At 42.6% G+C, this 16,724-nt stretch carries 11 protein-coding genes, 3 pseudogenes and 1 riboswitch; of the genes and pseudogenes, 4 read left to right on the forward strand and 10 right to left on the reverse strand.

What is annotated here, in order from left to right; translation table 11 throughout:
• Window positions 1–65: 65 nt before the first annotated feature.
• On the reverse strand, window positions 66–1,265 hold the full coding sequence (locus BLO31_RS19855) for a multidrug effflux MFS transporter (protein WP_139159074.1): 1,200 nt from the start codon (window positions 1,263–1,265) through the stop codon (window positions 66–68).
• A gap of 103 nt (window positions 1,266–1,368) precedes the next feature.
• On the opposite strand from BLO31_RS19855, the gene BLO31_RS19860 reads away from it, so the two are divergent.
• Both BLO31_RS19860 and BLO31_RS19865 read left to right on the forward strand, forming a co-directional pair.
• Complete coding sequence (locus tag BLO31_RS19860) at window positions 1,369–2,310, forward strand: LysR family transcriptional regulator (RefSeq protein ID WP_070970937.1); 942 nt, start codon at window positions 1,369–1,371, stop codon at window positions 2,308–2,310.
• A gap of 78 nt (window positions 2,311–2,388) precedes the next feature.
• Window positions 2,389–4,173 carry an aminopeptidase P family protein gene (locus tag BLO31_RS19865; RefSeq protein ID WP_070970940.1) on the forward strand — a complete coding sequence of 595 codons (1,785 nt, stop codon included), beginning with the start codon at window positions 2,389–2,391 and terminating at the stop codon, window positions 4,171–4,173.
• A gap of 63 nt (window positions 4,174–4,236) precedes the next feature.
• Here BLO31_RS19865 and thiH read toward each other — a convergent pair whose 3' ends face one another.
• The 9 genes and pseudogenes from thiH to BLO31_RS19910 all read right to left on the reverse strand — a co-directional run bounded on the left by thiH (window position 4,237) and on the right by BLO31_RS19910 (window position 12,799).
• Window positions 4,237–5,349 (reverse strand): 2-iminoacetate synthase ThiH, encoded by a 1,113-nt coding sequence (thiH, locus tag BLO31_RS19870; protein ID WP_070970943.1) that lies wholly within the window; start codon window positions 5,347–5,349, stop codon window positions 4,237–4,239.
• Window positions 5,350–5,360: 11 nt separating this feature from the next.
• Window positions 5,361–6,127, reverse strand: a pseudogene (locus tag BLO31_RS19875) (HisA/HisF-related TIM barrel protein).
• Window positions 6,128–6,129: 2 nt separating this feature from the next.
• Window positions 6,130–6,339 (reverse strand): sulfur carrier protein ThiS, encoded by a 210-nt coding sequence (gene thiS, locus BLO31_RS19880; protein ID WP_084659945.1) that lies wholly within the window; start codon window positions 6,337–6,339, stop codon window positions 6,130–6,132.
• Window positions 6,336–7,106, reverse strand: coding sequence for a HesA/MoeB/ThiF family protein (locus BLO31_RS19885; RefSeq protein WP_070970963.1), 771 nt, complete (start codon window positions 7,104–7,106; stop codon window positions 6,336–6,338). Before BLO31_RS19885 ends, thiS begins: the two co-directional genes overlap by 4 nt.
• A gap of 3 nt (window positions 7,107–7,109) precedes the next feature.
• Window positions 7,110–8,313: pseudogene (locus BLO31_RS19890) on the reverse strand (thiamine phosphate synthase).
• A pseudogene (gene thiC / locus BLO31_RS19895) lies at window positions 8,313–10,252 on the reverse strand (phosphomethylpyrimidine synthase ThiC). The pseudogenes BLO31_RS19890 and thiC overlap by 1 nt, the downstream one beginning before the upstream one ends.
• Window positions 10,253–10,373: 121 nt before the next feature.
• Window positions 10,374–10,472, reverse strand: a riboswitch (TPP riboswitch).
• A 50-nt stretch (window positions 10,473–10,522) separates the two neighbouring features.
• Window positions 10,523–10,906 (reverse strand): fluoride efflux transporter CrcB, encoded by a 384-nt coding sequence (gene crcB / locus BLO31_RS19900; RefSeq protein ID WP_070970948.1) that lies wholly within the window; start codon window positions 10,904–10,906, stop codon window positions 10,523–10,525.
• A 242-nt stretch (window positions 10,907–11,148) separates the two neighbouring features.
• Window positions 11,149–12,201: a KTSC domain-containing protein gene (locus BLO31_RS24105; RefSeq protein WP_217495140.1), complete on the reverse strand. Its 1,053-nt coding sequence runs from the start codon at window positions 12,199–12,201 to the stop codon at window positions 11,149–11,151.
• A 28-nt stretch (window positions 12,202–12,229) separates the two neighbouring features.
• Window positions 12,230–12,799: a hypothetical protein gene (locus BLO31_RS19910; RefSeq protein ID WP_070970951.1), complete on the reverse strand. Its 570-nt coding sequence runs from the start codon at window positions 12,797–12,799 to the stop codon at window positions 12,230–12,232.
• A gap of 239 nt (window positions 12,800–13,038) precedes the next feature.
• Here BLO31_RS19910 and BLO31_RS19915 point away from each other — a divergent pair, with 239 nt between their 5' ends.
• Both BLO31_RS19915 and BLO31_RS19920 read left to right on the forward strand, forming a co-directional pair.
• Window positions 13,039–14,868: an MFS transporter gene (locus BLO31_RS19915; RefSeq protein ID WP_070970953.1), complete on the forward strand. Its 1,830-nt coding sequence runs from the start codon at window positions 13,039–13,041 to the stop codon at window positions 14,866–14,868.
• Window positions 14,869–15,011: 143 nt separating this feature from the next.
• Window positions 15,012–16,538 (forward strand): phospholipase D-like domain-containing protein, encoded by a 1,527-nt coding sequence (locus BLO31_RS19920; protein WP_070970955.1) that lies wholly within the window; start codon window positions 15,012–15,014, stop codon window positions 16,536–16,538.
• The last annotated feature ends 186 nt before the right edge of the window (window positions 16,539–16,724 follow it).

A 16,724-nucleotide genomic window follows, 5' to 3' on the forward strand; every position in this document is an offset into this window, starting at 1 on the left:
TATATTCCGCTACAGGTTTTAATTAAGCGTAGAATATACAACCTTTTGCCTTTTTGTAAACACCTCTAAGCCTCTTGAGGCATGACGTGCCACGCTTTTCCTATCTTGCTAAATAAAACGATCAATCCGGGGAGCAAAGCAATCATAAGGACACCAATTAACATCTGCGGCTCCCACTGTAATCTTTGCATAGTTCCAACGACTAAGCCCGAACCACTCATTTGAAACAACCCTAGCAAGGCTGCCGCGGTCCCTGCTTTTTCTCCGAACGGTGCCAATGCCTTCCCAGCAGCAGCCCCTAAGATCCAAGCAAACCCGATAGAAGATAAGAAGATTGGCAACATAAATTCAATGGCGTGTACTTGCTTTTCACTAACGAGCATCATCACTCCGCCCAATGACAATACAAAAATACCAATGATTAATGTTAATCGCGTGCCCAATCGGTCCATACATTTTGGCGCGCTCAAACATGCAACAATGTTAACTACTGCGTTAATGGCAAACCAAAAGGTAAATTCATTCATGGTAAGACCCATTGTTTCCATTAGTACAACAGGTGCAGAAGTGACATAAGCCAAGATCACCGCCATTGCCATCATGCAAAGTGAAGCGTGAAATAGAAATGAAGTGTGGCTTAGTACCGCCCAATAACGACTGGGCTTAAAAAGTGCTTTAGTCTCAGGTTTAGGGTTGGTTTCTTTAAAACCAAAAACCATAAGTATACCGACAATAAAAGCAAAGGCAGCCATAAAACTAAAGTTAGCACGCCAATCAAACTGCTGGGTTAACCAGCTACCTAAGATTGGTGCTAACGCTGGGATAAAACAGATAGCTCCGTTTAGGTAGCTAATCATCTTGCCGCTTTTTTCTGGTCCATAAATATCGCGAACTGTTGCAAAGGCTGCTACAGATGTTGCGCAAGCACCTAAGCCTTGTAGCACACGAGAAATCAACATCCATTCAATGTTCTGAGCACTCCACGCCAATAAAGAGCTCGTTAAATAGATACTAATCCCTACCAATGCAACAGTTCGACGTCCATAACGGTCAGCTAATGGTCCAGAAAACAGCTGACCGACACCCATAGAAAATAGAAACCAAGTGATAGTATCTTGTGCCAGAGCATGTTCCACGTGAAACGCGTGCGCAATTTGTGTTAATGCCGGTAGATAGATATCGATAGCGAGAGGACTAAACAACACCAATAAGAATACCAGTTGTTTGTGAATACTCACTTCATTCTTACTCGTTTTATTTATCACGTTTCCAGTCCTACATCGTGTTATTGAGCAATATCTAAACACAATCCCGATATGAGAGCTAATGATGTATACTCATTCAAGATATTCCAAATTGGAAAAACAGATGAATATAGAGAATCTTGCTCGACTCGATTTAAGCCAATTGATTTGTCTGCGTGTATTGCTAGAGGAACTCAATGTGACTAGAGCAGCCAACCGCTTGTGCTTGAGCCAATCTGCTGTCAGTAAATCCCTAGCGAAACTTAGAGTTCAGTTCAACGACCGGCTTTTTGTTCGTCACTCACACGGGTTAAGAGCGACACCTAAAGCCCTTTTTTTACGTCCTAAACTCGATTCGTTAATCCATCACCTTGAACAACTTAGCCTTCCTGAGACCTTCGATCCTTCCACGACTCAGCACCGTTTTAATATCGCCGCGGTAGAGAGTGTGTACCCACTTATCCTTCCCCACTTTTTGCCTCATCTTTTCTCTAACGCTCCTGGGATAACCTTATCTACTCATGCTTGGAGTGAAGATACGTTTAAGAAAATGCAATCTGGCGATATAGACATAGGAATTACCGGAAAGGACATAGATATCAACGATGCAAAATTGACTATGCTTCCGCCCCCCGATATTTGCGAACAAGAGATTTATCGAGACAAACAAATGTGTTTAGTTCGCAGAGATCACCCGGTTCTAAGCGAAAACTGGAGCTTAGATACCTACCTTCGTCAGCGGCATGTTCAGGTAAGGTGTGATGGTAATGAGAGATGGCTACTCGATTACAAACTGGCTGAACTTGGAAAACAGAGAGATATCGCCATCTCCGTTCCCGACTTCAATAGCGCAGCAAGTCTTTGTACTTATACCGACTTCGTTTTTACTGCGCCCAACCACTTTGTCACTTTAACCGCTAAGCAAATGGATCTTGTAGTTTTAGATCTTCCGCTACACTTCCCTGAGATGGCTTATACGCTGTTTTGGCACTCTAATCGTGCTAGTGATCCCGCCCTAACTTGGCTAAAAAATATAATTCAAGAAAAAACAGAATCTTTAAGATAATTGCAGGCATCGAGTAAAAGGAGTAGTTTAATCTCCTATCATTATTCCATGCGCCAGAACGAAAATAAGGAAATTAGTATGACTATGACGGTAGCTAGCCGAATCGAATCCGTAAGAGAATGGCTTGCTAATAATGACATCGACGCATTATTAGTACCCCACGAAGATGAGTTTCTTGGCGAGTACGTTCCCGCTCATAATGAACGTTTACTGTGGTTAACTGGATTTACTGGTTCAGCTGGAGCCGCAATAGTGTGTCGAGACACCGCCGCGATGTTTGTCGATGGCAGATATACAGTGCAAGTCACTAAACAGGTGCCTAGTGAGCTGTTTGAGTATCGTCACCTCATCGATGAGCCACCAGTAAGCTGGATAACGAACTCGTTACCCAAGGGCAGTAAAATAGCAATTGATCCCCGTATGCACAGTGCCAATTGGCTGGAATCTACCACTTCCTTGCTAAGCCCAGACTTTCAGCTTGTGATGATCGATACACCAATTGATAACTTGTGGGAAGATCGCCCAGTACCAAAACCTTCAGATGTCTATCTAATGCCACTTGAACATTCGGGTCAGTCGAGTACCGATAAGCGATTAGCGGCAAGTCAGGTGCTAACCAATACACGTACAGATTGCGCACTACTTACATCTTTAGATTCTGTTTGCTGGTTGCTCAATATTCGCGGAAGCGATATTGCTCGCCTACCTGTAGTGTTGTGCCACGCTATTCTTTATTCTGAAGGCAACCTAGACCTATTCTTAGATCCCGCTGTTCTACCTTCAGATTTCCATAAACACGTTGGCGAAGGAATCAAAGTACTTCACCCTAACGAACTAATATCCACACTCAGTTCGTTGAACTCAAAACGTGTAGCCCTTGACCCAGCGACCAGTAACGCTTGGTTTAAACTTCAGCTTCAAAACACAGGCGCTGACGTAGTTAATTCGAATGACCCGACTTTAATGTTAAAGGCTGCTAAGAACGCAACTGAAATTAAAGGAATGAAGGCATGCCATATTCGAGATGGCTTGGCTATGACAAGCTTTCTTCATTGGTTGGACAAAGAGATCGAACTTGGTCACCTCCACAATGAAGCCGTATTGTCAGACAAACTTAAATCTTTTCGTCAGCGCGACCCTAGCCTACGCGATTTGAGCTTCGATACCATTTCAGCAGCCGGTGGGAATGCGGCCATGTGTCACTACAATCACGAAAACGAGCCTACACCCGGCCAACTAACAATGAATTCCCTCTATTTAGTAGATTCAGGCGGCCAATATCTGGATGGGACAACAGATATTACACGAACCGTCGCCGTTGGAAATCCAACAGACGAAATGAAACATCAGTTTACGCTGGTACTTAAAGGGCATATTAGCGTTGCGCAAGCACGATTCCCGAAAGGTACTAGAGGCTACCAAATTGACACCCTTGCTCGTCAATTCTTGTGGGCAGAGGGTTTCGATTATGACCATGGAACTGGCCACGGAGTTGGACATTTCCTTAATGTACACGAGGGTCCGCAAAGCATTTCCAAACGCCAAATTGATGTTCCTTTGGTAGAAGGAATGGTGTTGTCCAACGAACCCGGCTACTACCGTGCTAATGCATTTGGCATTCGCATTGAAAACTTAGAACTAGTTGTTGAAGCCAAATCTCAAGGGGATTTGTCATTATTGTCTTTCGAATCTCTGACACGTTGCCCAATTGACAAGCGTGCTATTGAAGTAGGCATGCTAACAGACAACGAGTTAGCTTGGTTAAATGACTACCATGAAAAAGTCTACAATGAACTTAAACCTTCATTGGAAGGCGAAGTTCTCGATTGGCTCCAGAAGGCCACCAGCCCACTAAATAGATAGTTTCGGGTAGAGAAAAGGCTCCTGCAAAAAGGAGCCTTTTTTATGTTTCACGTGAAACATTCTCTATCCTGAGTAAGCACTATGCCAATCGCGCCAAACAGGGTCAAAACCACGGTTTCGTATCATTTGCTCTACGGATTGCGCGCTCCGTTCATCGCTGATTTCAAACTGTTCTAGCTCTTCTTTACCTTCTGCATAACCACCAGGCTGTGTTTTAGAAGCCGCCGACATGCTCGTAATTCCAATAGGAAAAACATGGTCCCTAAAACTTTCTGACTCTCTGGTAGAAAGAGACAGTTCGACCTCTGGATTCAATAACCGATAGGCGCAAATTAGCTGAACCAGCTGTTTATCTGTCATAACTGATTTTGGTTGAAGGGCTCCCTCACACGGTCTTAACCTTGGAAATGAAATCGAGTATCGTGTTTTCCAATAGGTGCGTTCCAGATAATCAAGGTGGGCAGCCACGTAAAAGCAGTCTGTTCTCCATTCTTCTAAACCAATCAAAGCCCCAATACCTATTTTATCGATACCAGCGGAGGCTAACCTATCTGGAGTTTCCAATCGATATAGAAAATCGGTTTTGTTCCCTCTTAGATGATGTTCCCCATAGGTTTTAGGATGGTAAGTTTCTTGATAAACCATAACCGCATCTAAACCTAGCGTTTTGAGCTCAGCGTACTCCTCTTGATCTAAGGGTTGTACTTCCATAGCAAGATAGTTGAACTGCTCTTTTATCACTGGAACCATCTCTCGAAAATACTTCATCCCTACTTTAGTTTCGTGCTCCCCCGTAACCAATAAAACGCTGTCGAACTTCATCGCCTTGATCGCTTTAATTTCTAGTTTGATTTCATTAACATCAAGTGTTTTTCTTTTGATGCGATTTTCCATAGAAAAACCACAATAAGTACACGCGTTAGCGCAAAGGTTAGACAAGTAAAGTGGGATATATAAAGAGACCGTATTTCCAAATCGTTTTCTCGTCAACGCGTACGACATCTGAGCCATTTTTTCGAGGTATGGTTCAGCAGCTGGAGATATCAAAGCTTTAAAATCTTCCAAATTACGTTTTTCTTTGCAAAGCGCGCGTTCAACATCTTTGGACGTTTTTGAGTAGATCGACATAGATATATCGTCCCAATCGAGCTTTTCATACTCATTGGCAAATGTCATCGTCACGTCCCTTACATATCATCAAGGAAACTAGTAAGCGGACTTGAGGCAACTGCGTGGTTAACCTTCCCTGCCAGCCCAGCCTCGTATGCGAGGCGACCTGCATCAACTGCATATTTGAATGCCTTAGCCATAGCAATAGGATCAGCAGCCGATGCTATTGCGGTATTTACCAAAACCGCATCAGCTCCGAGTTCCAGCGCTTGGGCCGCATCTGACGGAGAGCCAATCCCCGCATCAACAACAACGGGAACTTTAGCTTGGTCGATAATGATTTCTAAGAAATCCTTAGACGCTAGCCCCTTGTTTGAACCAATCGGCGCGCTAACGGCATTACTGCCGCACATCCAACTTCTTCAAGATGCTTACAAAGGACTGGGTCTGCATGGCAGTAAGGTAGAACGATAAAACCATCTCTTACTAGTTCTTCTGCAGCCTTAAGAGTTTCGATAGGATCGGGCATTAAATACTTTGGATCCGGATGTATTTCTAGCTTTAGCCAATTTGTTCCCAAAGCCTCACGAGCCAGTTGTGCTGCAAAGATTGCGTCTTTTGCAGTCTTTGCACCAGACGTATTGGGCAATAGCTCGACACCAGCTTCGACAATTGGCTTAAGGATGTCATCTTGCTTGTCGTTCACATCTACGCGCTTCAAAGCCATGGTTGCTAACTGCGAACCAGACGCTTTGATAGCATCTGCCATTACTGCGCTATTAGAAAACTTTCCAGTACCAGTGAACAAACGTGAACTGAATTCTTTATTCGCTATTTTTAACACTGTTAACCTCCTGCAATAGCTTGGAAAAGTGAAATGCTATCGCCATCTGAAAGTACTGTTTTTCCCCACTCGCTTTTTGGGACAACACTATTATTTATTGAAAAAACACAACCAAGTTCTGGTAAATCAAATTTTTCGATAATACCTTGTAGAGTGCTCCCTGAATCAACCTCCTGTGCTAGGTCATTCAGTAAAATAGTTACTTTGCTCATTCGGTTACTCCCGAGCAGATTGGACATTGCTTGTCTTTGTTAATCTCAAATGTTTGCCAAACCATATTTTTCGCTTCAAATAGATGTAGCGTATTGGTCGAGGCCAAAAATTTACCTAATGCTAACTTCTGGATCGCCGCTATCGATTGATAGTTACCAATGGTTCCGACAACCGGACCCATCACACCTAATGTTGAACAGTTTCTATCATTAGGGCTTTCTTCTTCAGGTACTAAACACTGATAACAAGGGCAGTTCTCTTTGTCAGAAACTGAATAGTCGTAAATAGCAAATTGGCCACTCCACCCAACAGCAGCTCCAGAAATAAGTGGTTTGCTCTGCGCAAAGCAAATTCGGTTTATTAGGTGTCGTGACTCAAAATTGTCGGTGCAATCGAGCACAACATCAGCCAACATAACCTCGATACTAAGCTGTTGCTCGCCAATACGTTTGCCTATAGTCCGAACACGAATACTACTATTCAGAGTTCCGATTTGACCAGCAAGCGCAGACACCTTAGTTTTGTTCAAATCTGTTTCTCGATAAGCGATTTGTCGTTGCAAGTTAGAGTCTTCAACTACGTCATCATCAACCAAAATCAAATTGCCTACGCCACTAGCGGCCAAATAAAGCGCAGCTATATTCCCAAGACCGCCGCAGCCGATTATTAGAACAGTGGATCGCAACAACCTTTCTTGCCCTTGTTCAGCAATCTCAGGTAGTGCTACCTGACGTTGATAACGCAAAAAATCTTTATCGCTTAACATCATCTATTTACACATAATCTTGTTGAACTCAGAAACCACTCGGTTCAGATCTGTAGCAAGCGTTACAGCTCTAACTACGGCAAGGCTAGATACGCCACACTCCCATACTTGTTCGGCGTTGGTTAAATCGATACCGCCAATTGCAACTGTTGGGACACCCAAACTGTCACCGTAAGGAATAGTACTAATCAGGTTTTGATAGAGTTCTAGTCTTAGCAAACCTTGAGGTTTAGAAGGCATATCTTTAGTTGTTGTGGGGAAGATGTGTCCTAGTGCTATGTAACTAGGGTTAATTTGCACGATTCTTAATAACTCATAATAGCCATGAGTAGATAGCCCCAACTTAATGCCTGCACGCGACAAAGATATAAGGTTACTTTCTTCTAAATCTTCTTGTCCCAAATGGACACCATAGGCACCGTGTTTTATCGCAAGTTGCCAATAGTCATTAATATAAACGTGAGCATCATATTGGCGACCCAGCTTGATGGATCGCGCGACTTCATTCTCTAAGTTAGGATCGGTAGTATCTTTGATTCGTAACTGTACAGTTTTTACACCTGATTTGAGAACTTTCTCGATCCAATCAGAAGAGTGGACAACTGGATATAACCCTAGAAACTTGTTTTCCACTTCCGGAAACGATATGTCATTGTCGCTACATGCCAGCCGACTTTGATAGCTAGACGCTCATCTTCAAGAATTGGAATTGGGAATAAAGTGTAATCACTCGGCCATGTTTCACGTGAAACATTTTCAAGAGCCCTTGAGAGGGTAACCGCATCTTCAAGAGGAAAATCTATAGCCATCAAGCAACGATGGTACCAATCTGAGTCAGTTCATCGTAGTCATCAACGCGTGAACTTCGTATGGCTTTAATTTCCCCATCATGCCATACATCAACACTATGATTCCCGTCTCTAGCATTTAGGAACAGTTGGCCTTCGCTAAACTCAATATCATCTATCGAAACAAGCGAACCAATAATGACATCTATATCAGCAGCGACATCACCAATACTAGTAGTTGAGCGACTAATGGCAATAGATGTGCTTGATTCACCTTGCTGTAAGACAATTGTTTGAGCTGGGCTTACGCCCAACTCTATATGATCTACAGAAAAACCGTGCTTCTTTGCTAGTTCTAGAACTTGTTCAACTCGTTGTTGCAACTCGTCAAAGCAAGAAGGTATTAATAACTGTGCCATTAACCCTCCACATCAGCTGCAACAGCTGGGTGATAGAGTTCAGATCCAGTTTCTCTAAACTCTTTCGATTTCTGACGCATCCCTTCTAATGGATCATCAAGCATTTTAACTTGAATGGCCTGATCAGCGGCAACTTGCTTAGTGTCTTTCGCGTATTCTCTAACCTCTTGAGAGATTTTCATAGAACAGAATTTTGGCCCGCACATAGAACAAAAGTGAGCGACTTTTCCGGATTCCTGAGGAAGTGTCTCATCGTGGAATGAACGTGCAGTGTCTGGGTCTAATGCTAAGTTAAACTGATCTTCCCAACGGAATTCAAATCGTGCTTTTGACAAAGCATTATCACGAACTTGAGCTCCTGGATGCCCCTTAGCTAAATCTGCGGCATGAGCAGCTAACTTATAGGTAATTAAGCCAGTTTTAACGTCTTCTTTATTTGGAAGGCCTAGGTGCTCTTTTGGTGTTACGTAACAAAGCATCGCACACCCATACCAACCAATCATAGCGGCACCAATACCCGAAGTTATATGGTCATAACCCGGAGCGATGTCTGTGGTAAGTGGGCCTAATGTATAGAAAGGCGCTTCATGACAATGCTCTAACTGCTCTTCCATATTCTCTTTAATCATGTGCATTGGAACATGACCCGGGCCTTCGATAATAACTTGAACATCGTACTCCCAAGCAATTTTGGTAAGCTCGCCCAAGGTACGAAGTTCCGCAAACTGCGCTTCGTCGTTTGCATCGGCAATTGAACCGGGGCGAAGGCCATCACCGAGAGAAAGCGCAACATCGTACTTTGCACAGATTTCACAGATCTCACGGAAGTGTGTATACAAGAAACTTTCTTGGTGATGAGCAAGACACCATTTAGCGATAATCGAGCCACCGCGAGAAACAATGCCTGTAACGCGTTTAGCCGTCATAGGCACGTAACGGAGCAACAAGCCCGCGTGAATGGTAAAGTAATCAACACCCTGCTCTGCTTGTTCGATTAACGTATCACGCATCACTTCCCAGTTAAGGTTTTCCGCTATGCCGTTTACTTTCTCTAACGCTTGATACATAGGAACCGTACCAATCGGCACTGGACTATTTCGAAGTATCCACTCACGGGTTTCGTGAATGTTTCGACCCGTCGATAGATCCATTACGGTATCCCCGCCCCAGCGAGTAGACCACACTAGCTTTTCTACTTCTTCTTCAATAGAAGACGTTACTGAAGAGTTACCTATGTTAGCATTCACTTTTACTAGGAAATTTCGCCCGATAATCATAGGTTCAGATTCAGGGTGATTGATGTTCGAAGGAATAATTGCGCGACCCTCCGCGACCTCTTTTCGTACGAACTCAGGTGTAATTTCTTTTGGTAAGTTGGCGCCAAAGCTTTGGCCGGGGTGCTGTTGATTAAGCATTTCGTCTTTAAACTTAGCTCGTCCCATGTTTTCACGAATCGCAATATATTCCATTTCAGGGGTAACGATTCCCTTTCTTGCATAGTGCAATTGAGTAACACATTTGCCTTCTGATGCACGTCTAATGCGTGGTAGGTTTCCGTACTCAGTTCATCTAATGTTTCATCTTCTAGTCTCTCTTTTGCGTAGACCGAACTCACATCATCAAGAACTTCGGTATCGCTTCGTTCGCTAATCCATTGCTCTCTTAGTTTTGGTAGACCGTTGTAAAGGTCGATTTGGTGAGTAGGATCCGTATATAGACCTGAAGTATCGTAGACGTGAATAGGATCGTTTGATTCAAAAATAGGCGCTTCTTTGGTACCGCCGACTAAACTGTCTGAAAGCTCGATTTCACGTACTGGCACTTTAATATCAGGACGAGAGCCCTCTATGTATGCTTTACGCGAGTTTGGATATGGTTGTACTGAAAGCGTATCTATAAATTGCTTGGCTTCCAGTCTGGCTTGTTTACGATTCGACATAGCATTCTTCCTTAGAAATAATTTATTGGATAAATGCTTGACGGAATTATGCTACAAGAGGGGCTTCTACTGTGTTGAGCGATACAGTAACAGCAATAGGACAATCACCAGAATGAGGTGTAGGGTCTTTTCTCTTGTTCCCTTCGCAGGTGTTAACCTGATCAGGTTCAACGGATCCCGAATTAACGGTCTCAGCCAAATGGCACTCCGACAAGTGGACTAGATTATAGGCAATCGGCATTGTGAAACCAAGCGACCTGATGGATTTTGTTAACTTTTTATTAGCAATTGATAACCAACCCAACACGCTGAGATGCTCAGCAGCACATTAAGTAAAACGTTAAAGCCCATTTTTACAAACGCACCCTGCTGCATAAGAACAACATTATCCATCGAAAACGTTGAGAACGTTGTAAGGGCACCAAGAAAACCAAGCCCAATAATCTGCCGCCATGGCTCAGTAGCAAGCGCACCATTTTCGAAGGCCGCCACTAAGAGTCCCATCGCCAACGAGCCAACAACGTTAACAGTGAGCGTTCCGTAAGGAAATCCCCTCCCCAATAAAGTGGCGCACAGTTCTGATATCAGGTATCGAGAACACGCACCAAACGCACCACCTAGTGCGATAAAACCTAAAATGGACAACTGACCCATATCCGCCTCCGAGTAATTCTTATCGTTATTGTAACTCGAACACGAATTAGGTCGAGATTTCATCAAAAAAAACAGAAAAAATGTTAAGTACTAAGCCTTTGAATAACAGGAAATTAAAAATGTTACAGGGGTCACTTTTAATGGAATGTTTAAAGTATTTATTAAAAATGCCATTCAAATTCTGTTATTTGAAAGTAATAACCGCGACTCATTGGGCGAAACGCCAAAATTCCAAATAAAGCTCAAGGATTCCCCTCGTACACTTTTTTGTACCTATATGATGAACGAACATTAAAGTAAAAATAACTACCTAGTGAAGTTGCTGTCATCAAAGCATCGTATGTTGACTTGGGCACACCGTAGTAACGATAAATACTACCATCACTAACGAACTCAGCTTCAAGGATCTGTTCGTTTGGCAAATAAGCCAAAGACTTTAACGAACTAGAAGCCACTGGTGCTCTTTTTAATGGTCCTGGCTCTAATCCATCGAGTATCGCCAGTGTTTTAACACCTATAACTGAGCCTGATACATCACCTGCTAAATAAGCACTCACAAAGTTGTGATAAAGAGGATCTTGAGATGAGTTACTATTGGTCACATTTCCCGCTAATGTAGCAGGAAAGCTGTTACGTACAATGTTGATAATTGCATCGTTTGTAAGCGTCACATAATCCGTAATGTCTAAATGATCGCCTTCATCTAGAAGTTGATGACCTACATAGTTTGAAGGCGTTGCAACGGAAAGTATACCAAGAGAGCGAAAGTTTCTTTGCTCAAACATACTATTACCGAAACTACGACTATAAACTTGACTCCATGCTGAATTTGCATAAAAGTTCCCCTGAGAGTGAGCAATCACTAACACTTTACTACAATTATCTATCGCCCTCTGATATTCACTTACGTGTTGGCGAAGATCTTGGTCATTAACATTTCCAAAAGAACTACGAACAACTTCATCTACCGCTTCCAAAAACCATTCTGGAGCTTTATCAATGCTACTTAAGTAAATGAAAAACATACTAAGTTCATCACCTAGTTTCTGTTTGGCCACTTCTAAAATCTGTAGTAACCATTGCTCACTATCGTTAACTGAAATTTCATAGTTGATAGCAGATGGATTTATAAAGGCTGAAAGCTCTTTTTCCAGTTGGTAAACAGAAATCGAAATGTCATTTATTTCATTAAACATACCATTGCTAAAATAAATGGATTGTTTATTTGATTGGGGGTCACACTGGCTACCTATAACATCAAAACTACAGAGCAATAATATAAATACATACCTCATGGTTCCCGTCCTTTTTCCTAACCGGCTTTTAGTAAGTGAATGTGGATTCTGCAGTCAGCTCAGAGCAATATTTTTGTCTGACTTCTAAACTAGGTAGCGAAATTGTCATTCCGCCTAAATATGAGTCTGAGCGAAGTTTTGCCCTTATTCTTTCTTCGGTATTAAAGACCTGAGCCTTTAGGCGCTGCAGATCAACAAAAGCGCGATTACCTATATCATAGAAAACGAGGCAGGCTACTGGAGTTGGTTGAACCTTCACCTGTGAAACTATTTTGTTTCTATCAAAAGAATTAACGATTTCGTATTGCATCGACCTTGCCACTGCTGTGACGGCCTTTTCGAATTCTTGAGAAGGGTACTCTTGTTGGGCAATATAACGCTGAATATCATCCCGAACTCCGTCATTATCTGAGTCGATTCCTTCAAGGGTTAACTTCCCTTCTAAACCGGGATCTGGCGGTAAATCGTCGATAACATTACTTTGGCTATATTCAGGGGTGGTATTGCTGCCTGTCGTATCACTTGACACTTCACTATCATCATATTGACATGCAGTCAAAGCGAAACAAGCGCAGACAAAATAGAAAGTTTGATGCATACCTAGCTCTCCTTACGAATAGCGGAGAAACCAGTATTTCACGAGACGAGCCATCGTTAGTTGGAAAATAGAATTTGAAAGTAAGGGTACTGTTCCAAGTGCTCTCCTCACATCAACAAGTCTCATCCTACAGCGCTTCAAGTCTTATAAAACGATACTTATTCATTGCATATCGAACTTTAACGGGCTTACTTGCATTATCGGCTCATTACTTACTATTGCGATATATGGAGATAAGCATGTTTTTTAGCCGACGTTTTTTGCCTTACTTTACGACTCAATGTTTAGGAGCGCTGAATGACAACCTATACAAAAACGCTTTAATCCTGATGGTGGCTTACAGCCAGACTTCCGTTATGCCTGTCTCGCAAAGCTTGTTTATTAATCTCGCAGCCGCTCTTTTTATATTGCCGTTTTTTCTCTTTTCAGCGCATGCGGGTAACATCGCCGATCGAATGGATAAGGCAGTGCTTATCAGGCGCTTAAAAATAGGTGAAATGGTAATTATGCTGGCTGGTGCGGTCGCCATCACTACACAAAGTTACCTTTCTATGTTGGCTCTACTATTTTTAATGGGTACACAATCTGCCTACTTTGGATCCGTTAAGTATGCTTTGCTACCCCAAGCTCTCAAGAGTAAGGAACTGGTAGCTGGAAATGCTTGGGTAGAGATGGGCACCTTTCTTTCCATTTTACTCGGCACACTCTCTGCGGGCCTGATAGTGAGCTTGCCAAACAGTGAATCCATGGCCGCTGCTACCTTGGTAATCATAGCTTTGACAGGGTGGTTATCTAGCACCCTTATCCCTTCATTGCCCGCTCAACAATCGAACGAACCCTATACCTCGACTTCATCGATACTAAAACAAGCAAAATCGCAAAAAGGTATATGGCTAAGCATTTTGGGAATTAGCTGGTTTTGGTTTGTTGGCGCCACCTATCTCACTCAATTTCCGAATTTTACTAAAAACGTTCTTAATGCTAACCCTAGTGTTGTATCCATTCTTCTGGCCTTGTTTTCCATCGGTATAGCGTTGGGTTCAATCGCGTCAAAAAAGCTGTCTGGTTCGAGGGTAGAACTTGGCACACTGCCATTGGCTTTGTTAGTAATGAGCTATTTTGGTTTAGACATGCTTTGGTCAGCATCTGCCATAGATTCACACCAGCTCAACCATGTGATGAACTACCTCTCTGATACTAGCAACTACCGGTTTATGCTCAATCTAACCATGATTGGCTTTGGTGGAGGGCTATACATAGTACCTTTGTATGCTTACCTTCAAGTCCAAAGTCCCAAAGGCGATAGAGCAAAAATGGTCGCAGCAAACAACATAGTTAATGCACTTTTTATGGTAATTTCTGCCGTCGTTTCTATCGTTGTACTAAACGTGATAAGCCTATCAGTCACTCAACTGTTTGTTTGGGTGTCCATTATGAACTTAGTTATGGCCTATCTAGTGTATAAAAAGACCAAAAGCAGCACCCATCGTTGTATCTGTCATTTACTCGCCAAACTCATGTATCGAGTAAAAACAAAGGGGAAAGACAACTTGCCGACAACTGGAAGCGCCTTAGTTATTGCTAATCACGTGAGCTTTGTTGATGCAATCCTACTGATGAGTGCGTCACCTAGACCAATTCGTTTTGTTATGGACAAAGCGATTAGTGAAACTCCATTTCTTAAGCATCTGTTTAGACATGTAGGCGTGATACCAATCTGCTCACCAAAAATTTGCTCAGACACATACAAACAGGCCTTCGTTAAAATTGATGAAGCATTGCTCAAACAAGAGATCGTTTGCATCTTTCCAGAAGGAAAACTGACTAAAACCGGCGAGCTCAACGAGTTTAAGCCTGGTGTAATGAAAATACTCAACCAAAGACCTGTTCCTGTCTATCCGGTAGTACTGAAAGGCTTATGGGGTTCGTTTTTTAGTAGAAAAAAGAAGTTCGGCTTTAAACTCCCAAGCAGATTTTGGTCAAAGATAGACATACGCATTGGTCAATCTATGCAACAGCCAAGACTAGATCAGATGCAGAAAGAAGTAGAAACCATGTTAGCCACCTAATACGCAGCCTGTTAACAACAGCAAAGATACTGATCACAACAACATAAGAAAAAAGATGGAAAAGTAAAACTATATAAGGCACTAGTTGCACCAAAGGCAAACAAGTCAATACGATATAGCTAATAAAAAATATGGACTGAATAATGAAACTCAATTTTTCATGGCTACTACTACCCATTATGTCATTAGGGTGCGCAACAACATCACACAGTGTTCCTTTACCTACTCATGACTACTGCGCAGATGTACCCATTTTGGACCGACAACCGCTCTCAAAGCACCTTATTCCATATGCTGAGCAACTCAAAGGGAAAAGTGGAGTATACGTTTTAGAGCAAGGTACAGAAGCAATGATGTCAAGAGCATGGCTAACAGAGCGTGCTGAGAAAACTATAGATATTCAATACTTCATATTTTCTGTCGACAACATCGGATTGATAGCAACAGATTACCTCGTCAGAGCTGCTGAACGCGGGGTACAAGTAAGAGTATTGGTCGATGACATCATGTTAGAAGCCAGTGGAGATGAGTTAGTCACTCTTACTTCTCATGAGAACATACACATTAAGGTGTACAACCCCAATGCAAATGTCGGAAAGAACATTGCCCAAAAGCTCGTTACTTTAGTCACCGACTTCCATGGTTTAAACCAAAGAATGCACAACAAAATTTTCTTAGTCGACAACAAAGTGGCCATCACTGGTGGACGCAACATCGCCGACGAATATTTTGGCTTTGACCACACTTATAACTTTAGAGATAGAGATGTACTTTTAGCTGGGGAAGTGATCGACAGCATGAGTAGATCGTTTGAAGAATACTGGAATCATGAGATCGCTGTATCTGTAGAAGAGCTGATCGAATCCGGTAAAGATCAAAAAGAACCTAACTTCACCCCCCTACATCAATATGCCTGCGATCCAGAAAACTTCCATCCAGAAATCAGAAACGAAATAGAGCAAGTACCACATACGTTCGATAAATTGATTAAAGAGGGCAAACTTCACTTTGTTGACGATGTTGAATATCTCGCAGACCAACCAGGTAAAAACGATCAAACCACTTTCTTAGGGGGAGGAAGCGTGACTAAAGATCGTTTAGTAGAACTAGCAAACCAAGCTAAAAAAAGCATCATTATTCAAACCCCTTACCTAGTCACGACAAAAGAGGACAGGAAGTTTCTCACCGCTCTCGTGAACAAGGGAATCGACATCAGAATATTAACAAATAGTCTTGCCTCTAATGACAACCTAGAGGCTTTTAGTGGCTATCAGAGAGACCGAAAAGCGCTGTTGGCAACAGGAGTAGATATCTACGAGTTTCGCCCCAACGCCAAAATACGGCAGAGGGTTATGAACGAACAAATGTATAAGCGCTTACCAAGTACTCCCATCTTCGGTTTGCACTCGAAAACAATGACGATCGATAACGATATTACTGTTATAGGTACCTACAATTTAGACCCTAGAAGTGCCAATCTTAATACAGAGAGTATTACCATCATTCCATCCAAGGGGATTACCAAAGACGTCCGTGAGGGCATGTTAGCAGAGATGGAACCGGAAAATGCTTGGAGAGTAACTAAGGACTTTAATCCGGACGACCAAGTCACATTGACCAAACAATTGAGAGTAAAAGTAAGAAGGGTCGTCCCCAAAAACATCCTGTAATGTCCAAAATAGTAATTGGTCTACTATGATCCAATTACTATTTACCCTCATAAAACCATAAAAAAAGCCCCAGTCTTTCGACTGAGGCTACTTAAGATGGCAGGGGTGGACTGGGCCGGCATTCCGGAGATTCGAACCCCCAACACGCGCTTTCTTTTTGATATACAGGGGAATCCGCTGCTCTGG

It is taken from the genome of Vibrio sonorensis, assembly GCF_001854765.1.
Taxonomy (GTDB): Bacteria; Pseudomonadota; Gammaproteobacteria; order Enterobacterales; family Vibrionaceae; genus Vibrio; species Vibrio sonorensis.